Below are 23,705 nucleotides of genomic sequence, written 5' to 3'. Positions count from 1 at the left end.
CCATGGCAGCACAAATCCGAGAATTGCGCCGGCGGATCAAATCCGCCGGTTCGATCAAGAAGATCACCAAGGCGCAGGAGTTGATCGCGACATCGCGCATCTCCAAGGCGCAGGCGCGCGTGGTGGCCGCCCGGCCGTACGCGACCGAGATCACCAACGTGCTCACCGCATTGGCCGATGACGCCGCGCTAGACCATCCGCTGTTGGTGGAGCGGGCCGAGCCCAAGCGGGCCGGGGTGCTGATCGTGTCGTCGGACCGCGGGCTCTGCGGTGGCTACAACGCCAACGTGTTGCGTGTCGCCGAGGAGCTGTTCGCGCTGCTGCGCGAGCAGGGCAAGACCCCGGTGATCTACGTGATCGGCCGTAAGGCGTTGAACTTCTACCGGTTCCGCGGTCGCAAGGTCACCGAGTCCTGGACCGGCTTCTCCGAGCGTCCCGAGTACTCGCATGCTCAGGAAATCGCGGGCGTACTGGTGGATGCCTTCCTGGCAGGCGCCGATGACGACGGTGACGACCCGGGTCTTGACGGCATCCTCGGTGTTGACGAGCTACACATCGTCTACACCGAATTCAAGTCGATGCTGACCCAGTCGGCCGTCGCCAAGCGGATCGCGCCGATGGAGGTCGAGTATGTCGACGCTCCGGCCGGACCCGCGACGCAGTACTCGTTCGAGCCTGACGCCACAACGCTTTTCGCGTCGTTGCTGCCTCGTTACCTGGCCACCCGGGTGTACGCGGCGCTGCTGGAGGCGGCAGCCTCGGAGTCGGCATCCCGCCGGCGCGCCATGAAGGCCGCCACGGATAACGCCGATGAGCTCATCAAGGGGCTCACCCTGGAAGCCAACCGCGCTCGCCAGGCTCAGATCACCCAGGAAATCAGTGAAATCGTTGGCGGCGTGGACGCGCTTGCCTCGGCCGCCGCAAGCGAACATTAGGAAGAGACGAGTAGATGACCGCACCAACTGCTAACAAGACCGTCGGGCGAGTTGTTCGCGTTACCGGCCCGGTCGTTGACGTGGAGTTCCCGCGTGACGCCGTGCCGCCGCTCTTCTCCGCCCTCCATGCCGAGATCACCTACGCGGCGATGGCCAAGACGCTGACCCTCGAGGTCGCACAGCACCTGGGTGACAACCTGGTGCGCACCGTGTCCATGCAGCCGACTGACGGCCTGGTGCGCGGCGTGGATGTCGTCAACACCGGTAGCACCATCTCGGTACCGGTCGGTGACGGCGTCAAGGGCCACGTCTTCAACGCCCTGGGCAACTGCCTCGATGAGCCCGGCTACGGCAGCGACTTCGAGAAGTGGTCGATCCACCGCAAGCCCCCGGCGTTCGATCAGCTCGAGCCGCGCACCGAGATGCTGGAGACCGGCCTGAAGGTCGTCGACCTGCTGACCCCGTACGTGCGTGGTGGAAAGATCGCGCTGTTCGGTGGTGCCGGTGTCGGTAAGACCGTTCTGATCCAGGAGATGATCAACCGCATCGCCCGCAACTTCGGTGGCACCTCGGTGTTCGCCGGCGTGGGTGAGCGCACCCGTGAAGGTAACGACCTGTGGGTCGAGCTTGCGGATGCCAACGTGCTCAAGGACACCGCCTTGGTGTTCGGCCAGATGGACGAGCCGCCCGGCACGCGTATGCGCGTCGCCCTCTCGGCCCTGACCATGGCCGAGTACTTCCGCGACGAGCAGGGCCAGGACGTGCTGCTGTTCATCGACAACATCTTCCGGTTCACCCAGGCCGGTTCCGAGGTGTCGACCCTGCTGGGCCGCATGCCTTCTGCTGTGGGTTACCAGCCGACGCTGGCCGACGAGATGGGTGAGCTGCAGGAGCGCATCACCTCGACCCGTGGTCGCTCCATCACCTCGATGCAGGCCGTTTACGTGCCCGCCGACGACTACACCGACCCGGCGCCCGCGACCACGTTCGCGCACCTGGATGCCACCACCGAACTTTCCCGCGCGGTGTTCTCCAAGGGCATCTTCCCGGCCGTGGACCCGCTGGCCTCGTCGTCGACGATTCTGCTGCCGTCCGTGGTCGGCGAAGAGCACTACCGCGTTGCGCAGGAAGTCATCCGTGTCCTGCAGCGCTACCAGGATCTGCAGGACATCATCGCCATCCTCGGTATCGACGAGCTGTCGGAAGAGGACAAGCAGCTGGTGGGCCGCGCACGTCGTATCGAGCGCTTCCTGAGCCAGAACATGATGGCTGCCGAGCAGTTCACCGGTCAGCCCGGCTCGACCGTGCCGCTCAAGGAGACCATCGAGGCGTTCGACAAGCTCACCAAGGGTGAGTTCGACCACCTGCCCGAGCAGGCGTTCTTCCTCATCGGTGGCCTGGACGATCTGGCCAAGAAGGCCGAAAGCCTCGGCGCCAAGCTGTAGTTCGTCACTTAGCCATCTGAAGGAGGTGCATTGAATGTCCGAGATTGACGTCGAGATTGTCGCCGTCGAACGTGAGATCTGGTCGGGTAAGGCAACATTCGTCTTTACCCGCACGACCTCCGGCGAAATCGGCATCCTGCCGCACCACATACCGTTGGTGGCGCAGCTGGTGGACGATGCGGCGGTGAAGATCGAGCGCGAAGGTAGTGACGACCTGTGGTGGGCGATCGACGGCGGATTCCTGTCGATCACCGATACCAAGGTGAGCATTCTGGTCGAATCCGCGCAGGCTCGTGCGGATATCGACGAGCCCAAGGCCAAGACCGATTCCGGTTCCGACGACCCACGGGTTGCGGCACAGGGACGTGCACGCTTGCGCGCACTCGGCCAGACGGTTTAGCACTACACCACTTCGTATAAGCACTAAGGAAGCCGCTTTTGAGCGTGACGGCGATGATCGAGATATCGGTCATCGCCGTCCTCGCTTTGGCGGTGGCTGCGTTGAGCTTCCGTCTGCTTAAGTTACGCAACGGCGGCACCGCGGCTCTCTTGCGCGATATGCCGGAAACAGGGGAGGGCCGCTGGCGCCATGGCGTCATGCGATATCGCGAGTCTCAAGCCGAGTTCTATCGGCTGTCCAGTGTGCGGCTCTGGCCCGATCGCCAGCTGTCGCGCCGCGAGCTTGAAATTATCGACCGCCGGATCCCGCGCGGAGACGAGTACGACATCATGACCGCCGAGATCGTGGTGTTGCTGCTGCGCGACGGTGCGCGCGACTACGAGATGGCGCTGGACCGTGGTGCGTTGACCGCGTTTATGTCCTGGGTGGAGTCGCGTCCGTCACGGCGGGCGGAACGCCGCACCCGCTGAGCGGAAACGTGACCAGCCGCGGACGTCACGCGGGCTGTGCCGGTCCGCCGGGCTTCCAGAGCGTGTCTTTTCCGCCGTTGGCCACCCGCGACAAGATGAACAGCAGATCCGAGAGCCGATTCAGATACTTGGCGGTCAGCACGTTGGTGCTGTCCGGATAGGTATCGATCGCCGCCCAGGCTGAGCGCTCGGCCCGTCGCGCGACGGTCCGCGCCACGTGTAACAACGCAGACAGCGGGGTGCCGCCCGGTAGTACAAAGGAATTCAGCTTCGGCAGGGCTTCGTTGTACTCGTCACACCAACCCTCCAACCGGTCGATATACGGCTGGGTAATTCGTAGAGGTGGATACGGGGGATCGGGCACCACGGGGGTGGAGAGGTCCGCGCCGGCATCGAACAGGTCATTTTGGATCTGCAGTAGCAGGGCACCGATGGCCTGGCTGGGGTTTCCAAGCACCACCGCAGTACCAAGGGCAGCGTTGGCCTCGTCGCAGTCGGCGTAGGCGACGAGCCGAGGGTCGTTCTTCGGTACACGGGAGAAGTCGCTCAGGCCCGTGGTTCCGTCATCTCCGGTGCGGGTGTAGATGCGAGTGAGGTGCACACCGCTCGATGTCGGTCGCTCTTGCTGACGGTCCGTCCCGCTCACCGGGGCCTCATCGGTCATGCGTCGTGACGTTACCCGGCTACGCTGTCGGGCGTGAGCGAGCATTTCTTGGTGACCGGCGGCGCCCGGCTGACAGGCAACGTGGCAGTGACCGGCGCCAAGAACAGTGTGCTCAAGCTGATGGCAGCCACCCTGCTGGCCGAGGGAACGAGCACTATCACCAACTGTCCGGACATCCTGGACGTGCCACTCATGGCCGAGGTGCTGCGGGGATTGGGTGCGACGGTTGAGCTAGAAGGTGATGTCGTCAGGATCACTTCACCGGATGAGCCCAAGTACGACGCCGACTTCGCGGCGGTCAGGCAATTTCGCGCCTCGGTCTGTGTCCTGGGGCCCCTGGTGGGCCGATGCCGGCGGGCCAAGGTGGCGTTACCGGGCGGAGATGCGATCGGGTCGCGGCCTCTCGACATGCATCAGGCGGGCCTGCGGCAGCTCGGAGCGGAGTGCACCATCGAGCATGGGTGCGTGGTAGCGGAGGCAAAAGCCTTGCACGGGGCCGACATTCAGCTTGAGTTTCCATCTGTCGGCGCCACGGAGAACATCTTGATGGCGGCAGTGCTTGCCGATGGTGTCACCACCATCCACAACGCGGCGCGTGAACCTGATGTGGTGGACCTGTGCACCATGCTGGTCCAGATGGGTGCGCAGATAGAAGGCGCGGGAACGTCGACACTGACGGTGAACGGCGTGCCGACCCTTCATCCCACCGAGCATCGCGTCATCGGAGACCGAATCGTCGCTGCCACTTGGGGTCTCGCGGCCGCAATGACGCGCGGCGATGTGACCGTCACGGGTGTGGATCCCGAGCATCTGCAGTTGGTGCTGCACAAACTGCATGATGCGGGCGCCACGGTCACTCAGAACGACAACGGTTTCCGTGTCGTCCAGTACGAGCGTCCCAAAGCGATCAACGTGGCCACGCTGCCGTTCCCGGGATTTCCAACTGACCTGCAGCCCATGGCAATTGGCCTTGCCGCGATAGCCGACGGCACATCCATGATCACTGAAAACGTCTTCGAGGCCCGATTCCGCTTTGTCGAGGAGATGATGCGGTTGGGGGCAGATGCGCGGACCGATGGACACCATGCGGTGGTTCGCGGTATCCGGCAACTGTCCAGTGCACCGGTCTGGTCGTCGGACATCCGTGCCGGCGCGGGCCTGGTGCTGGCGGGTCTAGTGGCGGATGGCGTCACGGAGGTATACGATGTCTTCCATATCGACCGCGGTTACCCGCTGTTCGTGGAGAACCTCCAGAGCTTGGGTGCCGAAGTCGAGCGGGTCAGCTAGCGCTGGCCAAGCCCCTAACCCGAAGTTGACTCAAGTCCATCGGACTTGGTACAGTGGTGGGGTTGCCCTGAAAGAGCGAGGCCGGGACGAGGAAGCAATTCCGAAATTCCGGTTCTAGGCTGGTGCGCAGTTGACCAGTCAAAACCCAGAGTACGACTCAAGTTCATTGAATTTGATTTAGCTCTCGGGTTGTTCATGAAGAGCAAAAGCCGGAATTAACGAAGTAATTCGGAAATGTCGGCGATCGGATGGTGTGCAAGTGACCAGCCAAAACCGGGAATTTGCTTCAAGTTCACGAACTTGATACGGTTTCCCAGTCACTCGGAAGAGTGAAAGTCGGAATTCAGGAAGAAATTTCAGAATGTCGGCGATCGGATGGTGCGCAGGTGACCAGCCAAAACCGGGAATTTGCTTCAAGTTCACGAACTTGATACGGTTTCCCAGTCACTCGGAAGAGTGAAAGTCGGAATTCAGGAAGAAATTCCAGAATGTCGGCGATCGGATGGTGCGCAGGTGACCAGCCAAAACCGGGAATTTGCTTCAAGTTCACGAACTTGATACGGTTTCCCAGTCACTCGGAAGAGTGAAAGTCGGAATTCAGGAAGAAATTCCAGAATGTCGGCGATCGGATGGTGCGCAGGTGACCAGCCAAAACCGGGAATTTGACTCAGGTTCACGAACTTGATACGGTTTCCGAGCCGCCCGGAAGGGCGGAGGCGAGAATGAGGGAAGCAATTCCGGAATTCGGTGCCACAACAAATTAAATGTGTTGTTTGAGAACTCAATAGTGTGTCAGTGTTTATATAGACATTTTATGTCGATAACAATTCTTTTGACAGTTGTTTTGCCGGGATTAAATTTTGTTTGGAGAGTTTGATCCTGGCTCAGGACGAACGCTGGCGGCGTGCTTAACACATGCAAGTCGAACGGAAAGGCCCTTCGGGGTACTCGAGTGGCGAACGGGTGAGTAACACGTGGGTGATCTGCCCTGCACTCTGGGATAAGCCTGGGAAACTGGGTCTAATACCGGATAGGACCACACACTTCATGGTGAGTGGTGCAAAGCTTTTGCGGTGTGGGATGAGCCCGCGGCCTATCAGCTTGTTGGTGGGGTAATGGCCCACCAAGGCGACGACGGGTAGCCGGCCTGAGAGGGTGACCGGCCACACTGGGACTGAGATACGGCCCAGACTCCTACGGGAGGCAGCAGTGGGGAATATTGCACAATGGGCGCAAGCCTGATGCAGCGACGCCGCGTGAGGGATGACGGCCTTCGGGTTGTAAACCTCTTTCAGTAGGGACGAAGCGAAAGTGACGGTACCTACAGAAGAAGGACCGGCCAACTACGTGCCAGCAGCCGCGGTAATACGTAGGGTCCGAGCGTTGTCCGGAATTACTGGGCGTAAAGAGCTCGTAGGTGGTTTGTCGCGTTGTTCGTGAAAACTCACAGCTTAACTGTGGGCGTGCGGGCGATACGGGCAGACTAGAGTACTGCAGGGGAGACTGGAATTCCTGGTGTAGCGGTGGAATGCGCAGATATCAGGAGGAACACCGGTGGCGAAGGCGGGTCTCTGGGCAGTAACTGACGCTGAGGAGCGAAAGCGTGGGTAGCGAACAGGATTAGATACCCTGGTAGTCCACGCCGTAAACGGTGGGTACTAGGTGTGGGTTTCCTTCCTTGGGATCCGTGCCGTAGCTAACGCATTAAGTACCCCGCCTGGGGAGTACGGTCGCAAGACTAAAACTCAAAGGAATTGACGGGGGCCCGCACAAGCGGCGGAGCATGTGGATTAATTCGATGCAACGCGAAGAACCTTACCTGGGTTTGACATGCGCAGGACGTATCTAGAGATAGGTATTCCCTTGTGGCCTGCGTGCAGGTGGTGCATGGCTGTCGTCAGCTCGTGTCGTGAGATGTTGGGTTAAGTCCCGCAACGAGCGCAACCCTTGTCCTATGTTGCCAGCGGGTAATGCCGGGGACTCGTAGGAGACTGCCGGGGTCAACTCGGAGGAAGGTGGGGATGACGTCAAGTCATCATGCCCCTTATGTCCAGGGCTTCACACATGCTACAATGGCCAGTACAGAGGGCTGCGAAGCCGCAAGGTGGAGCGAATCCCTTAAAGCTGGTCTCAGTTCGGATTGGGGTCTGCAACTCGACCCCATGAAGTCGGAGTCGCTAGTAATCGCAGATCAGCAACGCTGCGGTGAATACGTTCCCGGGCCTTGTACACACCGCCCGTCACGTCATGAAAGTCGGTAACACCCGAAGCCAGTGGCCTAACCTTTTGGAGGGAGCTGTCGAAGGTGGGATCGGCGATTGGGACGAAGTCGTAACAAGGTAGCCGTACCGGAAGGTGCGGCTGGATCACCTCCTTTCTAAGGAGCACCATTTCTCAGTCGAATGAACTGGGAACATAAAGCGAGTATCTGTAGTGGATACATGCTTGGTGAATATGTTTTATAAATCCTGTCCACCCCGTGGATAGGTAGTCGGCAAAACGTCGGACTGTCATAAGAATTGAAACGCTGGCACACTGTTGGGTCCTGAGGCAACACATTGTGTTGTCACCCTGCTTGGTGGTGGGGTGTGGTCCTTGACTTATGGATAGTGGTTGCGAGCATCTAAACATAGCCTCGCTCGTTTTCGAGTGAGGCTGGTTTTTGCAATTTTATTAGCTAAGTTCTTAAGGGCACATGGTGAATGCCTTGGCACTAGAAGCCGAAGAAGGACGTAGGAGGCTGCGATAAGCCTCGGGGAGCTGCCAACCGAGCTTTGATCCGAGGATGTCCGAATGGGGAAACCCAGCACGAGTGATGTCGTGTTACCCACTGCTGAATATATAGGCTTTGGGAGGAAACGCGGGGAAGTGAAACATCTCAGTACCCGTAGGAAGAGAAAACAACCGTGATTCCGTGAGTAGTGGCGAGCGAAAGCGGAAGATGGCTAAACCGCATGCATGTGATACCTGGTAGGGGTTGTGTGTGCGGGGTTGTGGGAGTTGTACTTGTCGGTTCTACCAGGCCGGCGGACAGTAAAAAAGTGTCGTGATTAGCGGAAGTGGTCTGGGACGGCCCGCCGCAGACGGTGAGAGTCCGGTACGCGAAAATCCGACACCTGTCTCGTACTTCATCCCGAGTAGCAGCGGGCTCGTGGAATCTGCTGTGAATCTGCCGGGACCACCCGGTAAGCCTAAATACTCTCTAGTGACCGATAGCGGATTAGTACCGTGAGGGAATGGTGAAAAGTACCCCGGGAGGGGAGTGAAATAGTACCTGAAACCATGTGCCTACAATCCGTCAAAGCCTCCTTGTGGGGTGATGGCGTGCCTTTTGAAGAATGAGCCTGCGAGTCAGGGACACGTCGCGAGGTTAACCCGTGAGGGGTAGCCGTAGCGAAAGCGAGTCTGAATAGGGCGCCCATAGTGGCGTGTTCTGGACCCGAAGCGGAGTGATCTACCCATGGCCAGGGTGAAGCGGCGGTAAGACGCCGTGGAGGCCCGAACCCACTTAGGTTGAAGACTGAGGGGATGAGCTGTGGGTAGGGGTGAAAGGCCAATCAAACTCCGTGATAGCTGGTTCTCCCCGAAATGCATTTAGGTGCAGCGTCGCGTGTTTCTTGTTGGAGGTAGAGCTACTGGATGGCCGATGGGCCCTACTAGGTTACTGACGTCAGCCAAACTCCGAATGCCAACAAGTTAGAGCGCGGCAGTGAGACGGCGGGGGAGAAGCTCCGTACGTCGAGAGGGAAACAGCCCAGATCGCCGGCTAAGGCCCCTAAGCGTGTACTAAGTGGAAAAGGATGTGCAGTCGCGAAGACAACCAGGAGGTTGGCTTAGAAGCAGCCACCCTTGAAAGAGTGCGTAATAGCTCACTGGTCAAGTGATTGTGCGCCGACAATGTAGCGGGGCTCAAGTACACCGCCGAAGCCGCGGCATTCATGCAATACATTCCCTTCGGGGCAGTGGCATGGATGGGTAGGGGAGCGTCCTGCACCCAGCGAAGCTGCGAAGTGATTCAGCAGTGGAGGGTGCGGGAGTGAGAATGCAGGCATGAGTAGCGACAGGCAAGTGAGAAACTTGCCCGCCGAATGACCAAGGGTTCCTGGGCCAGGCTAGTCCTCCCAGGGTAAGTCGGGACCTAAGGCGAGGCCGACAGGCGTAGTCGATGGACAACGGGTTGATATTCCCGTACCCGTGTGTGCGCGCCCATGATGAATCATCGGTACTAACCACCCAAAAGGTTCTAGATCAATCTCTTCGGAGTGCGACGTGAACCCGCTGCGTGGGACCTTCGGTGGTAGTAGTCAAGCGATGGGGTGACGCAGGAAGGTAGCTGTACCGGTTAGTGGTTATACCGGAGCAAGCCCGTAGGGCGACATCTAGGCAAATCCGGATGTCATAAGCCTGAGAGGTGACGCATAGCCGATTGAGGCGAATTCAGTGATCCTATGCTGCCAAGAAAAGCCTCTAGTGAGTTCACACACGGCCCGTACCCCAAACCAACACAGGTGGTCAGGTAGAGAATACTAAGGCGTACGAGATAACTATGGTTAAGGAACTCGGCAAAATACCCCCGTAACTTCGGGAGAAGGGGGACCTCGCTTGGTGACCGGACTTGCTCCGCGAGCTGGACGAGGTCGCAGAGACCAGTGAGAAGCGACTGTTTACTAAAAACACAGGTCCGTGCGAAGTCGCAAGACGATGTATACGGACTGACGCCTGCCCGGTGCTGGAAGGTTAAGAGGACCCGTTAACCCTTGGGTGAAGCGGAGAATTTAAGCCCCAGTAAACGGCGGTGGTAACTATAACCATCCTAAGGTAGCGAAATTCCTTGTCGGGTAAGTTCCGACCTGCACGAATGGCGTAACGACTTCTCAACTGTCTCAACCATAGACTCGGCGAAATTGCACTACGAGTAAAGATGCTCGTTACGCGCGGCAGGACGAAAAGACCCCGGGACCTTCACTATAGCTTGGTATTGGCGTTTGGTTCGGTTTGTGTAGGATAGGTGGGAGACTGTGAAGCAGGCACGCCAGTGTTTGTGGAGTCATCGTTGAAATACCACTCTGATCGTATTGAACCTCTAACCTCGGACCGTATATCCGGTCCAGGGACAGTGCCTGGTGGGTAGTTTAACTGGGGCGGTTGCCTCCTAAAATGTAACGGAGGCGCCCAAAGGTTCCCTCAACCTGGACGGCAATCAGGTGTTGAGTGCAAGTGCACAAGGGAGCTTGACTGCGAGACCTACAAGTCGAGCAGGGACGAAAGTCGGGACTAGTGATCCGGCACCTCTGAGTGGAAGGGGTGTCGCTCAACGGATAAAAGGTACCCCGGGGATAACAGGCTGATCTTCCCCAAGAGTCCATATCGACGGGATGGTTTGGCACCTCGATGTCGGCTCGTCGCATCCTGGGGCTGGAGCAGGTCCCAAGGGTTGGGCTGTTCGCCCATTAAAGCGGCACGCGAGCTGGGTTTAGAACGTCGTGAGACAGTTCGGTCTCTATCCGCCGCGCGCGTCAGAAACTTGAGGAAACCTGTCCCTAGTACGAGAGGACCGGGACGGACGAACCTCTGGTGTACCAGTTGTTCCACCAGGAGCACGGCTGGATAGCTACGTTCGGACAGGATAACCGCTGAAAGCATCTAAGCGGGAAACCTATTCCAAGACCAGGTTTCTTACCCTTTTAGAGGGATAAGGTCACCCACAGACTATGGGTTCAATAGGCCAGACCTGTAAGCGTAGTAATACGTTCAGGGAACTGGCACTAATCGACCGAAAACTTACTAATAAAACCGCAACCACTATTCTTCGTCTTTTGACGATCACACTCCACCACCAGATAACTTGTGTGTTAATCACACGAAAGAGTTACGGCGGCCACAGCGAGAGGGAAACGCCCGGTCCCATCCCGAACCCGGAAGCTAAGCCTCTCAGCGCCGATGGTACTGTTCTTAACACGGAACGGAAGAGTAGGACACCGCCGAACATAAATTGGAAATGCCCCCCAGGAAACTGGGGGGCATTTTCATTTCTACGGTAGATTTCTGCAGGTGTTCAAGGGCCGCTTCAAGCTGAAGCCCACTGTCACCACAGTGGGTGCAGTGGTACTCGTGCTGGTCATTTACGTGGGATTTCTCGCGATTTATCGAATACTGGATCATCACTCGGGGCCGCCGTCGGCCGACCTGGATTTGTCCCGTGACAACGAGACCGTGGTGGTCATTGATCTGCAGGACCTGCGAACGGTAAACAATCGGCTTGATGCCGAGGTGGTGGTGTTACCGGCGAAAACGACCCTCGATGCGTTCGGTTTGTTGAATGCCGACATGTCCGTCCGCCTGGTGTCCTCGCTGGACTATGGGGAGCGGTATTTTCCGCGGGGCACGCTGCCGGCGGCTATGGATGACACCCTGATCGCGACGGGCGATGCGCAGTCGTGGCCATTTGATGAGTACTCGACGGGAAATCTGCGCGCGGAGGTCATGGTGGGCAATGGCGAAGGCCGCCGCCCTGTACCCGCGCGTATCGAAGTGATCGGAAGTTTAGGTGGTTGGCGGGTGTCGACGGAGACATCGCAGGCGCCGGCGGGCAAGGGGGATCAGACGACCGTCAGATTGGTGCGGGCCCGTGGCACCCTGGCTTTCGATGTCGGCATCTGTCTGGTCTTGATCACGCTCCCCACGATGGCGCTGATTGTCGCGATCGAGACCGTACGAGGGGTCAAGAAGTTCCATCCACCACTGACCACCTGGTTCGGCACGATGCTGTTCGCGATCGTTCCGCTGCGGAACATCCTGCCCGGCGCTCCGCCTCCGGGCGCCTGGATAGACCAGGCTTTGGTGCTCTGGGTGCTTATCGCACTGGTGGTGGCGATGGTGCTTTATGTCGAGGCCTGGTGGAAACAGTCAGACTAGGCGGCTCAGGCCACCGGCACCGCAAGCTCGGTGGGTTCGGTACGGCCGCGCAGCGTCACCGTATCGCCCGAGCGCCAATGTAGGGCTTCGCGATGGTGCGCACGCAACACGGTGTTGAGGGACGCCACCAGATGCCCTGGTACAGCCTTGGACAATTCGCAGAGCCTGGCCGCCTCATTCACGGGATCGCCGATCACCGTGTACTCGAATCGGTCATGGGCGCCGATGTTTCCGGCCACCGCTTGTCCCGAGGCCACTCCGATACCGGCCTGACATTCGGGCACCTCGATACGGAGCCGGCGGGCGATGGCACGCGCGGCGGCCAGCGCCTGGCTCTCCGGGCGGTCCAGTCGGACCGGGGCCCCAAAGACCGCGAGGGTCGCGTCGCCCTCGAACTTGTTGACCATGCCCTCGAATCGGTCGATCTCCTCGACGACGACGGTGAAGAACCGGTTGAGCAGCGCGACCACTTCGACGGCGGGGCGGCTGGCTGCCAGGCGGGTGGATCCGACGATATCGGCGAATAGCACTGCGACATGGCGCTCTTCGCCGCCGAGCTCCGGCTTCTGTTGCTCGGCAGCCGCGGCGACCTCGCGGCCGACATGCTTGCCAAAGAGATCGCGAACGCGTTCGCGTTCCCGGAGCCCCTCCACCATGGTGTTGAAACCAGCCTGGAGCTCACCCAGCTCGGTGCCGTCGTAGACGACGAGATTGATATCCAGGTCATTTTGCTCGACTCGCTTGAGGGCCGCCTGCACCTCTTTGACCGGTGTAGAGGTCATCCAGGATGCGATCCAGATGAGGATGAGGCCGAACACGACCGGGAAGGACGAAAGAATGATGACCGCGACCGCTAGCTGATCGATGGTGAAGTTACCGAAGATCAGCGAGCCGAAGGCGGTCAGCATGATGCCCGCGGCGGGGACGCCCGAGCCCAGTGTCCATGCCAGGACCGTGCGAACCATGATTCCGGAGGCGAGCCTGCGGTTGCGCGGCCCTGCTTCCAGGGCGCGTGCGGCGACGGGGCGCATTGCGAACTCGGTGAAGAGGTAGTTTGCGGCACAGACGACCATCCCGCTGAATCCGACGGCGAAGAAGATCTTGGGAATGTAGAGAGGATTTTGCAGTCCGTAGAGCGTAGTGAAGAGGGCGGTTCCTCCCACCCACAGGATCGCCTCGACGACAGTCAGCCGCCACGGCACCGCAAAAGTGTTGCGCTGGTCTGCCTTCGTTGGTGTGCGCTCGTCTATGGCCCAGCGCACCGCCTTGAAAATGCGTCGCGTGCCCCAGATCGCTCCGATGAGCACGGCCAGGGAGACGTACACCGGAACCACTATGAAGTTGAGCCATATCGGCGCGTCGAACACGTTGGGGTCTGGGATCGCGACAATCACCAGGAGAAGGACGACTCCGATCCCGATGAGGTTGGCGGCCACCACGAACACCGTGAGGATCAGCTGGATCCGGATTCTCTGGATCAGCGTGCTCTCGTCATACCGGCCGAGCAGCCAGGAACCGTAGCCGGCGCCGGCCTCGAGTCGGCCGGTCTGCCCAGTGACGGCGGCGAGCGCCGCGCCCACTCGCCGCGATAAAGCGCGAATCGAATCCTTTGCCCCGATATTGGCCATAGTTGTCGTCAGCCTAACGCCCTATACAGTGGGCCGGTGCGTCTCGTCGTAGCTCAGTGCACCGTTAATTACGTTGGTCGGTTGACCGCCCACCTCCCGTCCGCCAAGAGGCTCCTGCTCATCAAGGCCGACGGCTCGGTGAGCGTGCACGCCGACGATCGTGCATACAAGCCGCTCAACTGGATGAGTCCGCCGTGCTGGCTCACCGAGACAGAAGATGAGGCCAGCGACGATGCGGGCGAGGCCGGCGCCTCGACCGTCTGGGTGGTGGAGAACAAGGCGGGCGAGCAGCTACGGATCACCATCGAGAACATCGAGCACGACTCCGCGCATGAGCTCGGAGTCGACCCCGGGCTCGTCAAGGACGGGGTCGAGGCGCACCTACAGGAGTTGCTCGCTGAACATGTCGCCTTGCTGGGTGACGGGTACACCCTGGTGCGCCGCGAGTACATGACTCCTATCGGCCCGGTGGATCTGCTGTGCCGCGACGCCGATGGTGCGACGGTGGCGGTGGAGATCAAGCGCCGCGGCGAGATCGACGGTGTCGAGCAGCTGACCCGCTATCTCGAACTGCTCAACCGTGACACCACGTTGGCACCGGTCGCTGGCGTCTTCGCGGCGCAACAGATCAAGCCACAGGCTCGCACACTTGCCGAGGACCGCGGGATACGCTGTCTCACGTTGGATTACGACGCGATGCGGGGAATGGATTCAGACGAGTTCCGATTGTTCTGACATGGTCCGACACGGAAAGCGTCGTCAACCGCCGCACCGCGACACCCCGGCGGCGCTCTCGATCGGGGGCGACCAGGTTGAGCAGGGCACCGATGGTTTCGACTATCACGTGCGCCGGATCGCCGGAGCACGCGCCATCAAGGTGTACCGCTGCCCCGGATGTGACCACGAGATCGCGATAGGGGTCGCACATGTCGTGGTGTGGCCCGCCGGGGACAACCCGGACAGGGCAATGGACGACCGTCGGCACTGGCATACGCCATGCTGGGGCAACCGCGCGAACCGAGGTCCGACGCGCCGATGGAGCTGACGAGAGCTAGTGCGACTGCGTCGGCTGGACGAGCTCGATGAGCACGCCGCCGGTGTCCTTGGGATGCAGGAAGTTGATCCGTGAGTTCGCGGTGCCGATGCGCGGCTCGTCGTACAGCACCCGCACGCCGGCGGCGCGGAGCTGGTCGGTCAGCGCATCGATATCGGTGACGCGGTAGGCCAGCTGCTGCAGTCCGGCGCCCTTGGTGTTCAGGAACTTCGCGATGGGCGAGGCCTCGTTGAGCGGGGCCATCAGCTGGATCTGTGTACTGCCGGGTTCGGCTCCGGGGAAGGACAGCATGGCCTCGCGGACACCCTGACCCTCGTTGATCTCCTCGTGCACCAGGATCATGCCCAGGTGCTCGTGGTACCACTCGATGGCGACATCGAGGTCGGGCACGGCGACACCGACGTGGTCGACAGCGGTTACCAGCCCGGTCGATAGGATCGACGGGACATCAAGAGGAGACGATGTCGTCATAACGCAACGGTAACGCGTTGCAGAAAACGGCGTCCAATCGAGAAGTACTAGGGAGACCCGATGAGCACGTCTGTAATTGTTGCTGGAGCGCGCACGCCCGTTGGCCGGTTCCAGGGTTCTCTCAAGGATTTCTCCGGTGCCGAACTTGGTGGCATCGCTATCGCGGGCGCCCTAGCGAAGGCCGGAGTGTCGCCGACGGCAGTCGACTACGTGATCATGGGCCAGGTGCTGACCGCCGGCGCGGGGCAGATCCCGGCGCGCCAGGCCGCGGTTGCCGGCGGAATCGGCATGGATGTCCCGGCGCTCACCATAAACAAGGTGTGTCTGTCTGGTGTGGACGCCATCGCCCTGGCTGACCAGCTGATTCGGGCCGGGGAGTTCGAGGTGGTGGTCGCCGGTGGGCAGGAATCCATGACCAATGCGCCGCATCTGCTGCCCAAGAGCCGGTCCGGGTTCAAGTACGGCGACGTGACACTCATCGATCACATGGCTTTTGACGGTCTGCATGACGCGTTCACCGACCAGGCGATGGGCCTGCTCACCGAGCAGCGCAATGTCTCCGACAAGTTCACCCGCGAAGAGCAGGACGAGTTCGCGGCCCGCTCGCACCAGAATGCTGCTCGCGCGTGGAAGGACGGCGTCTTCGCCGACGAGGTGGTCTCGGTGCAGATCCCGCAGCGCAAGGGCGATCCGATCGAGTTCGCCGAGGACGAGGGCATCCGTGCCGACACCACCGCAGCTTCTCTGGCGGCGCTGCGCCCGGCGTTCAGCAAGGACGGCACCATCACCGCGGGGTCGTCGTCGCCGATCTCCGATGGCGCGTGCGCCGTGGTGGTGATGAGCAAGGAACGCGCGGAGCGCGAGGGCCTGGAGTGGCTCGCTGAGATCGGTGCGCACGGTGTTGTCGCCGGCCCCGACTCCAGCCTGCAGCTGCAGCCGGCCAACGCCATTCGGAAGGCTTGTGCGCGGGAAGGGATTTCCCCCGAGCAGCTCGACTTGGTTGAGATCAACGAGGCCTTCGCTCTGGTCGGGCTGGCCTCGATCAAGGACTTGGGCATCGATCCGGCCAAGGTCAACGTCAACGGTGGCGCGATCGCGATCGGTCACCCCATCGGAATGTCGGGTGCCCGGATCACACTGCATCTGGCGCAGGAGCTCAAGCGCCGCGGTGGCGGAATCGGTGTGGCGGCGTTGTGTGGTGGCGGTGGTCAGGGCGACGCCCTGATCGTGCGGGTGTGATTTACGACGCGCTGTAGTAGGTCCGCTGAGGTGCCGGTCACCCCATCGGGCAGACTGAGGGCATGACTCAGCTTTTCGACCTGCGCAGCACCGCCAGCAGGTTCCGCACCGTGGCGTTGCTCGAAGCCCTCAGCTGGGCGGGTCTGCTCACCGGGATGTTCTTCAAGTACGTGCCGGACCCGGGCAACGAGATCGGCGTGAAGGTGTTCGGGTGGATCCACGGCATCGTCTTCATCGCGTACTTGGTGCTGGCGTTCCTGGCGGGGCGTGAATACCGTTGGAAGCCACTCACGTGGTTGCTCGCACTGTTAGCTGGAATTGCCCCATTGTGCAGTGTGATCTTTGTCATATGGGCCGATAAGGCGGGCAAATTGCCCGTTGCGGGCAGCGCGCCGGCGGGTGACACGGCGCCGTAGTGCGCGGACCGCGAGCCGTGACAGACTGGACAGCGTGACCCGACCACGTCCCGCGATGGCTGCCGCCATGTCCGGAGCCGTCGACCTCTCTGCTCTCAAACAGCGCGCGCAGGAGCCTGCCGTGCCTCGTGAGCCCGCGGCCGGTGGTGATTGGACCGTTGAGGTAACCGAGGCGAATCTCGAAGCCGAGGTGCTGGAGCAGTCCAACCGCGTGCCGGTCATCGTGCTGCTGGGTTCGCCGCGCAGCGAGGCCTCGGCGGCACTTGCCGCGACACTGGGTGATCTGGTGGCCGAGGACCGCGGAAAGTGGGCCCTCGCGCGGGTGAATGTCGACACCAATCCGCAGATCGCGCAGGTCTTCGGTGTGCAGGCTGTGCCGACCGTGGTGGCCGTGGCCGCCGGACGGCCCATCACCAGCTTCGCCGGACCGCAGCCGGCCGATCAGCTGCGGCGCTGGCTCGGCTCGATCCTCGATGCGGTCGCCGGCAAGCTGCCCGACGCCGATACGCGGGAGGGCGAAGAGGCCGAGGAGGCCGAAGACAATATCGACCCCGAGCTGGCCGCCGCGCGTGACGCCCTGGATTCAGGAGACTTCGAGGCGGCCCGTACCGCCTATCAAGGTCTGCTGGACGCCGGTGCCACCGGTGTGGTGGCCGCCGAGGCGACGGCGTCGGTGCGCCAGATCGGGTTCCTGATCCGTGCGACGGGTCAACGCCAGGATGCGGTGCTTGTCGCCGATGCGGCACCGCGTGACATCGAGGCAGGATTGGCCGCCGCCGATGTGGAAGTGCTTTCCCAGCTGCCGGATTCGGCCTTCGATAGGTTGGTCGCGCTGATTCGTGTGACCAGCGACGAGGACCGGGCCACGGTGCGTGCCCGCTTGTTGGAGCTGTTCGAGCTGTTCGATCCCGCCGATCCCGCGGTGGTTGCGGGGCGGCGCAAGCTCGCCAACGCCCTGTTCTAGTTCGGCCGGCCGCCCGGATCAGGGGAAGCGCTTGGCGCAGGTCTGATCGTTGCCCAGCACGCCGATCCGGTAGGCATCGATGCGGGAGAACCCGGCCGGTGCCGTCTGGCCCTTCACATCACTGGAAGCTCTACCGCTGGAAAGCAATTCGGAGACGGCCTCATCGAGGTCGCCGCCGGAGAGGATGACCGGCGCGCGCGGGGTCACGATGCCCTTGCCCGCGGCGCGCGAGGTGAAGTATCCCGTCAGGCACGCGGTCCGCAGCCCGGTCAAGATGCCCTCGGTCTCGAGCCCGGCGGCCTTCTCCGCTGCCAGCGCGTAACGCGAGACGATCACACTGAACGCCGAGTAGTCACCGTTCACCTGCGCCGAGAACAGCGCGCGTTCGGTCGCAGGCTTCGCCATCTTCTGCAGGGCCGTGGGGTCCATGGCGATCGTGTTGTCCTGGGGGCAATACGAGGCCGGTGCCGTGCCCGAACCGTCCGAGCACTTCCCGTCGCCGTAGACCGCCTTGGGCGGGTTGTCCATGGGGAACACCTGCGAAGCCGCGGCCAGCACCGCGCCGATGGTGTCCGGATTGATCGGCCAGTTGTCGCCGTTGGGGCCCACTCCCAAACCGCGGGGAAGTTCGCCGCGGCGCTTGAGGATCTCTTGGGAATCAATGCGTTTGCAGGCCATGGGGCCGTCGGTGAAACCGAACTGGAAGGCCGACACCCGCTCGAACGCCGAGCCATGGATGGCCCACTTCTTGCTGGTGTCGTTGTCGCGGATCGCAATCATCGCGGCCATCACCTTGTTGAGCCCGTCGGCGGTGTTCAGGGTGAATCGCGGCGAATCGCCCTGAGTGACCCAGCGCAGGTAGGCCCCGGCGAAGCAGTCGGCCTGCTGTTCCTGGTTGAGAGCCAAGAGGTATTCGACCTGGTCCTTGCTTATCTTCGGATCATCGATCGGATTGATGAGCTGGGCGTGGAACTGGATCGAGTGCCCGTACTCGTGGGCCATGACGGTATTCATGGCCATATCGCCCATCTGCTTGCGTAGGAAGGGGAACAGCTGACCGCGATCCCAGGCGAACGAGTTGTCCAGCGGGCAGAACGCGGCGTTGATGAAGTCGGTCAGGTTGCCTTTGCAGAATTCAAGGTTGTCGTTGTTCTTGCGCGAGTCGGCCGAGATGAGCCGGGACACGGGCCGGAAGTTCGCGAACGAATCTCCATAGAACTGCGTCCAGAAGTCCTCGATATCGGCCAGGGAGACCTTGACGTAATCGTCGATCTCGCCGTTGTCGGTGTTCTCGATCTTGCGTTTGGGAACCTGCACTCCGGGTTTCATGCCCGACGGGCCGTCGACCGCCGGCATACCCGCCACCCGCAGGGGGTCGGCGTAGATCGATTGCGCTTGCCCGCCGAGCGGACGGCCACACGATGTGATCACCAGCGCCAACCCCACCAGCAGTGCCATCCAGCGTTTGGACATCCGAGCCACCCCTTTAGATACGCGAGCGTGCGTTTAGCGCATCCTAATGTTTTCTAGCGGGGCTCCGAGACGGGTTCCAGCCAGATGGCCGCGGCCGGCGGAAGCGCCAGCGTGGCCGAGGCGGGACGGCCGTGCCAGGGGTTCGCCGACGCGATGACCTCGCCAAGATTCCCCACTCCACTGCCGTGATACTGCAGCGCATCGGTGTTGATGACCTCGCGCCAGCGGCCGGTGAGGGGCAATCCCACTCGGTAGCTGCTGTGCTCGACGCCGGCGAAATTGAAGATGCACGCCAGCACCGAGCCGTCGTCACCGAAGCGCAGGAAGCTCAGCACGTTGTTGGCCGAGTCGTTGGCGTCGATCCACGAATACCCTTGGGGCGCGGTGTCTTGTGACCACAGTGCGCGCCGCTGCCGGTATGCCGCGTTCAGATCCGCGGTCAACGCCCCGATTCCCGATGAGTATCCGTCCTCGCTCAGCTGGAACCAGTCGACGCCGCGCTCGTCGGACCACTCGGCGCGCTGGCCGAACTCCTGCCCCATGAACAGCAGCTGTTTTCCGGGATGTGCCCACATGTATGCCAACAGGCAGCGCAGACCGGCGGCCTTGGCATGGTCGTCACCCGGGATCCGGGTCCACAGCGTGCCCTTGCCGTGCACCACCTCGTCATGACTGATGGGCAATACGAAGTTCTCGCTGAACGCGTACAACATCGAGAAGGTCATCTCGTGATGGTGAAAGCTTCGGTGGATGGGATCGCGTCCCAGGTAACCCAGGGTGTCATGCATCCAGCCCATGTTCCATTTCATGGAAAAGCCAAGGCCGCCAAGGTTGGTCGCGCGAGTGACGCCCGGCCAGGAGGTGGATTCCTCGGCCACCGTGACGATTCCGGGATGCAGCTTGTGCACCGTGGCGTTCATCTCCTGCAGGAACTGGACGGCCTCAAGGTTCTCGCGGCCGCCGTAGACGTTGGGTGTCCAGCCACCCTCGGGCCGTGAGTAGTCCAGGTAGAGCATCGACGCGACAGCATCGACACGCAGTCCGTCGATATGGAACTGGTCGAGCCAGAACAGGGCATTGGCAACCAGGAAGTTGCGTACCTCGGGGCGCCCGAAATCGAAAACATATGTGCCCCAGTCCAGCTGCTCGGCACGGTGTGGATCGGCGTGCTCATACAGGGGTGTCCCGTCGAAGCGGGCCAACGCCCACGCGTCCTTCGGGAAGTGGGCCGGTACCCAATCGACGAGCACGCCGATCCCGGCCCGGTGCAGAGCATCGACCAGGTACCGGAAGTCGTCGGGCGTGCCGAGTCGCGAGGTGGGCGCGTAGTAGGAGGTCACCTGGTAACCCCAGGATCCGCCGAAGGGATGCTCGGCCACCGGCAACAGCTCGACGTGGGTGAACCCCTGCGCCAGCACGTATTCGGTCAGCTCGCGAGCCAGTTCGCGATAGGTGAGCCCGGGGCGCCACGATGCCAGGTGTACCTCGTAGGTGCTCATCGGTTCGAATACCGGATTGCCCGAGGTGCGCCGCGACATCCATTCGCCGTCCTCCCAGGAGTACGACGAGGTGGTGACCCGAGACGCGGTGGCCGGGGGCAACTCGGTGGCGAAGGCGAACGGGTCGGCCCGATCGGTCACCGATCCGTCTACGCCGTGCACTCGGAACTTGTACAACACCCCGAGTGTCATGCCTGGCCAGAACAGCTCCCAAACCCCGGAGGATCCGAGAGTGCGCATGGGGGCGTCATTTCCGTTCCACCCGTTGAAATCCCCGATGAGCGAGACACCGCGTGCGTTGGGAGCCCAAACGGCAAACGAGATGCCACTGACCTCGCCATCGGCGGTGACGAATGAGCGCGGATGTGCGCCAAGGATTTCCCAGAGCCGCTCGTGCCGGCCCTCGTTGAACAGGTGAAGGTCCACCTCGCCGAGCGTGGGCAGGAATCGGTACGCGTCCGCGATGACGAGTGAGGTGCCGCCGTAATCGACGTCGAGGCGGTAGTCCAGGAGGTTCAGAAAGGGCAGTGCCACGGCGAACAGTCCAGACCCGAGATCGGTCATCGGGTGAGTTTCGTCACCGACCACCGCGGCGACGGCGCTGGCACCCGGCTTGAACGCACGAATGACGGTGTATCCCTTGCCTTTCTTGCTGGGATACTCATGAGCAGCGAGGATCGAATGCGGGTTGTGATGGGTGCCGGCCACCAGCCGGGTGATATCGGCGGCATCCGGTTTCAGGAATGCGGAAGATGCGCTCATGGGCGGTACACCAGCTGAGATCGGGCCGATTCGCGTACCTGCGGCAGGTTGAGGATGTGCGCCACTTGCCGAGAAGGGGTGAGCGGGTCGAGTCGCACGTAGTTGGCCTGGCCCCAGCGGTACTGCTCGCCGGTGAGTTCGTCACGCACCCAGAAGGTCTCGTGCCAATCAAGACCGAGCGCGGGCAGGTCGAGCCAGATGGTGCCGTCCTCGGGACCGAACGGATCCAGATTCACGACGACCAGGACCGCGTCACCGGTCACCGGGTCGAACTTCGAGTACGCCAACAGCGCATCGTTCTCGACGTGATGGAAGGTGATGTTGCGCAGCTGGTGTAGGGCTGGGTGCAGCCGGCGGATCTCATTGAGCTGAGTGATGAACGGCTCCAACGATTCACCCCGTGCCGCGGCACCCTTGTAGTCGCGGGGGCGCAGCTGGTACTTCTCTGAATCAAGGTACTCCTCGCTGCCCTCGCGCAGTGGAACGTGCTCGTAGAGTTCGTATCCGGAGTACACGCCCCACGTGGGGCTCAAGGTACTGGCCAGGACGGCGCGGATCGCGAACATGCCCGGCCCGCCGTGCTGCAGGCTGGCGTGCAGGATGTCCGGGGTGTTCACAAAGAGATTCGGGCGCGCCAGATCTGCCTGCGCGGCGATCTCTCGGCCGAAGTCCTCGATCTCGGATTTGCCGGTGCGCCAGGTGAAGTAGGTGTACGACTGCGTGAAGCCCAGTCGGGCCAGGCCGTAGAGCCGGGCCGGCCGGGTGAATGCCTCGGACAGAAACAGGACATCGGGGTCTGCCGCCTTGACCTCGCCGATCAGCCATTGCCAGAAGTCGGGCGGCTTGGTGTGTGGGTTGTCTACTCGGAATATCTTGACGCCGTGTGCAACCCAGTGTTGAACCACGCGCAGTACCTCGGTGTAGAGGCCCGCCGGATCGGTGTCGAAGTTCAGGGGATAGATGTCCTGATACTTCTTCGGAGGATTCTCCGCATAGGCGATGGTCCCGTCGGGAAGCTCGGTGAACCATTCGGGATGCGCGCTCACCCAGGGATGATCTGGCGCGCACTGCAGCGCGAGATCCAATGCCACCTCCAGGCCCAGTTTGTGCGCGGTGGCGACGAACCGGTCGAAATCCTTGAGATTTCCGAGCTCCGGATGGATTGCGTCGTGGCCGCCCGCGGTGCTGCCGATAGCCCACGGTGAGCCCACCTCGCCCGGATCGGCGACGGGATTGTTGTTGCGGCCCTTGCGGTTTATCTCGCCGATCGGATGAATCGGCGGCAGGTACACCACATCGAATCCCATTTCGGCGACTCGGGCGAGATCGGCGGCAGCGGTCGCGAGGGTGCCATGCATGGGCCGCCCGTCCGGCCCCACCCCGCCGGTGGAACGTGGGAACAGCTCGTACCACGAGCCGTAGAGCGCACGGGTGCGATCCACCCAGATGCCGTACTGGGTTCCACGGGTGAGCAGGTCGCGCAGCGGGAACTCGTCGAGCAAGTCGAGGGCCTCCCCGGACAGCGCGTGCTGAAACCGTGCCCCCGGATCCTCCGGGGTGCGCAACGCGTCCGCGGAATCCAGCAGCGGCTGGCGACGCTTGCGTGGCACTCCGGCCGCCGCGCGCTCGAACAACCGGGCGCCAATCTCCAGATCGTTGGCCAATTCGGTGGCACCCTGCCCGGCCTCCAGCTTGGCCGCGACGTTGTGACGCCAGGTTGCGATCGGATCACCCCACCCGTCGACCCGGAAGGTCCATAACCCCTCCCGATCCGGGACGAAGCTGGCGTGAAATCGATCCAGGGCCCCGCCGGCGTGCATCGGGATGTGCACCGGCTTGATGCGCGTCGCGGTCTTGTCCTTATCGCGAGGGGCCGAGATGCGGCGCAAAGGTCCCTCCGCGAGCTGCGGGTAACTGGGGCCCAGGCAGCGCACCACCAAAGTGGCGGCGACAGCGTCATGGCCTTCGCGCCAGACGGTCGCCGCGACGGGTACTACCTCGCCCACGACGGCCTTGGCCGGATAGCGACCACCCGAGATGACGGGGGCGACATCGTCGATGCCTATGCGTCCGGTCACCACGT

At 61.9% G+C, this 23,705-nt stretch carries 17 protein-coding genes and 3 rRNA genes; 14 read left to right on the top strand and 6 right to left on the bottom strand.

The window, feature by feature from the left end; all coding sequences use genetic code 11:
* Positions 1–2 precede the first annotated feature (2 nt).
* Genes BKG76_RS02925 through BKG76_RS02910 form a run of 4 tightly spaced genes read left to right on the top strand, consistent with a single transcriptional unit; the run spans position 3 to position 3,250 of the window.
* On the top strand, positions 3–935 hold the full coding sequence (locus BKG76_RS02925) for a F0F1 ATP synthase subunit gamma (RefSeq protein WP_064628665.1): 933 nt from the start codon (positions 3–5) through the stop codon (positions 933–935).
* A gap of 14 nt (positions 936–949) precedes the next feature.
* Entirely contained in the window at positions 950–2,380 is a 1,431-nt protein-coding gene (gene atpD, locus BKG76_RS02920) for a F0F1 ATP synthase subunit beta (protein ID WP_070935809.1), read from the top strand.
* 34 nt (positions 2,381–2,414) lie between these two features.
* On the top strand, positions 2,415–2,780 hold the full coding sequence (locus BKG76_RS02915; RefSeq protein ID WP_070935807.1) for a F0F1 ATP synthase subunit epsilon: 366 nt from the start codon (positions 2,415–2,417) through the stop codon (positions 2,778–2,780).
* Between the two features lie 53 nt (positions 2,781–2,833).
* Entirely contained in the window at positions 2,834–3,250 is a 417-nt protein-coding gene (locus BKG76_RS02910; RefSeq protein WP_070936823.1) for a DUF2550 domain-containing protein, read from the top strand.
* 25 nt (positions 3,251–3,275) lie between these two features.
* On the opposite strand, the gene BKG76_RS02905 is transcribed toward BKG76_RS02910, so the two are convergent.
* Complete coding sequence (locus tag BKG76_RS02905; RefSeq protein WP_070936822.1) at positions 3,276–3,851, bottom strand: cob(I)yrinic acid a,c-diamide adenosyltransferase; 576 nt, start codon at positions 3,849–3,851, stop codon at positions 3,276–3,278.
* A 96-nt stretch (positions 3,852–3,947) separates the two neighbouring features.
* Between BKG76_RS02905 and murA the strand changes: the two genes are divergently transcribed.
* From murA to BKG76_RS02880, 5 genes are all read left to right on the top strand, one after another.
* Positions 3,948–5,201, top strand: a complete 1,254-nt coding sequence (murA, locus tag BKG76_RS02900; RefSeq protein WP_070935805.1) for a UDP-N-acetylglucosamine 1-carboxyvinyltransferase — start codon at positions 3,948–3,950, stop codon at positions 5,199–5,201.
* Positions 5,202–6,062: 861 nt separating this feature from the next.
* Positions 6,063–7,578: ribosomal RNA gene (locus BKG76_RS02895) — 16S ribosomal RNA — on the top strand.
* A gap of 298 nt (positions 7,579–7,876) precedes the next feature.
* A 23S ribosomal RNA gene (locus BKG76_RS02890) occupies positions 7,877–10,990 on the top strand.
* Between the two features lie 81 nt (positions 10,991–11,071).
* A 5S ribosomal RNA gene (gene rrf / locus BKG76_RS02885) occupies positions 11,072–11,188 on the top strand.
* Together the 16S, 23S and 5S rRNA genes form the textbook arrangement of a ribosomal RNA operon.
* A 58-nt stretch (positions 11,189–11,246) precedes the next feature.
* A complete protein-coding gene (locus tag BKG76_RS02880) occupies positions 11,247–12,116 on the top strand; it encodes a DUF4436 domain-containing protein (protein ID WP_070935803.1) in 870 nt (289 codons plus the stop codon).
* 5 nt (positions 12,117–12,121) lie between these two features.
* Here the strand turns inward: BKG76_RS02880 and BKG76_RS02875 are convergent, their stop codons facing one another.
* Positions 12,122–13,744 carry an adenylate/guanylate cyclase domain-containing protein gene (locus tag BKG76_RS02875; protein WP_070935801.1) on the bottom strand — a complete coding sequence of 541 codons (1,623 nt, stop codon included), beginning with the start codon at positions 13,742–13,744 and terminating at the stop codon, positions 12,122–12,124.
* A gap of 36 nt (positions 13,745–13,780) precedes the next feature.
* Between BKG76_RS02875 and nucS the strand changes: the two genes are divergently transcribed.
* The gene (gene nucS, locus BKG76_RS02870; RefSeq protein ID WP_070935799.1) at positions 13,781–14,479 is read left to right on the top strand and encodes an endonuclease NucS; all 699 of its coding nucleotides are present in this window, start codon (positions 13,781–13,783) and stop codon (positions 14,477–14,479) included.
* A 1-nt stretch (position 14,480) separates the two neighbouring features.
* Positions 14,481–14,789, top strand: a complete 309-nt coding sequence (locus BKG76_RS02865) for a hypothetical protein (protein ID WP_070935797.1) — start codon at positions 14,481–14,483, stop codon at positions 14,787–14,789.
* 6 nt (positions 14,790–14,795) lie between these two features.
* Here the strand turns inward: BKG76_RS02865 and mce are convergent, their stop codons facing one another.
* Positions 14,796–15,269, bottom strand: coding sequence for a methylmalonyl-CoA epimerase (mce, locus tag BKG76_RS02860; RefSeq protein ID WP_070935795.1), 474 nt, complete (start codon positions 15,267–15,269; stop codon positions 14,796–14,798).
* Positions 15,270–15,329: 60 nt separating this feature from the next.
* On the opposite strand from mce, the gene BKG76_RS02855 reads away from it, so the two are divergent.
* The 3 genes from BKG76_RS02855 to BKG76_RS02845 all read left to right on the top strand — a co-directional run bounded on the left by BKG76_RS02855 (position 15,330) and on the right by BKG76_RS02845 (position 17,888).
* Positions 15,330–16,508, top strand: a complete 1,179-nt coding sequence (locus BKG76_RS02855; RefSeq protein ID WP_070935793.1) for an acetyl-CoA C-acetyltransferase — start codon at positions 15,330–15,332, stop codon at positions 16,506–16,508.
* A 62-nt stretch (positions 16,509–16,570) separates the two neighbouring features.
* The gene (locus BKG76_RS02850) at positions 16,571–16,924 is read left to right on the top strand and encodes a DUF3817 domain-containing protein (RefSeq protein ID WP_070935791.1); all 354 of its coding nucleotides are present in this window, start codon (positions 16,571–16,573) and stop codon (positions 16,922–16,924) included.
* A gap of 34 nt (positions 16,925–16,958) precedes the next feature.
* Positions 16,959–17,888: a tetratricopeptide repeat protein gene (locus BKG76_RS02845; RefSeq protein WP_070936821.1), complete on the top strand. Its 930-nt coding sequence runs from the start codon at positions 16,959–16,961 to the stop codon at positions 17,886–17,888.
* An 18-nt stretch (positions 17,889–17,906) separates the two neighbouring features.
* Here the strand turns inward: BKG76_RS02845 and BKG76_RS02840 are convergent, their stop codons facing one another.
* Genes BKG76_RS02840 through BKG76_RS02830 form a run of 3 tightly spaced genes read right to left on the bottom strand, consistent with a single transcriptional unit; the run spans position 17,907 to position 23,700 of the window.
* A complete protein-coding gene (locus BKG76_RS02840) occupies positions 17,907–19,361 on the bottom strand; it encodes a neutral zinc metallopeptidase (protein WP_070935789.1) in 1,455 nt (484 codons plus the stop codon).
* A gap of 53 nt (positions 19,362–19,414) precedes the next feature.
* Complete coding sequence (gene glgB, locus BKG76_RS02835; RefSeq protein ID WP_070935788.1) at positions 19,415–21,622, bottom strand: 1,4-alpha-glucan branching protein GlgB; 2,208 nt, start codon at positions 21,620–21,622, stop codon at positions 19,415–19,417.
* Entirely contained in the window at positions 21,619–23,700 is a 2,082-nt protein-coding gene (locus tag BKG76_RS02830) for an alpha-1,4-glucan--maltose-1-phosphate maltosyltransferase (RefSeq protein WP_070936820.1), read from the bottom strand. The genes glgB and BKG76_RS02830 overlap by 4 nt, the downstream gene beginning before the upstream one ends.
* Positions 23,701–23,705: the final 5 nt, after the last annotated feature.

It is taken from the genome of Mycobacteroides franklinii (genome assembly GCF_001853795.1).
Taxonomy (GTDB): Bacteria; Actinomycetota; Actinomycetes; order Mycobacteriales; family Mycobacteriaceae; genus Mycobacterium; species Mycobacterium franklinii.
The sequence above is the reverse complement of the archived record's forward strand: the minus strand, read 5'-3'. Positions and strand labels throughout refer to the sequence as shown.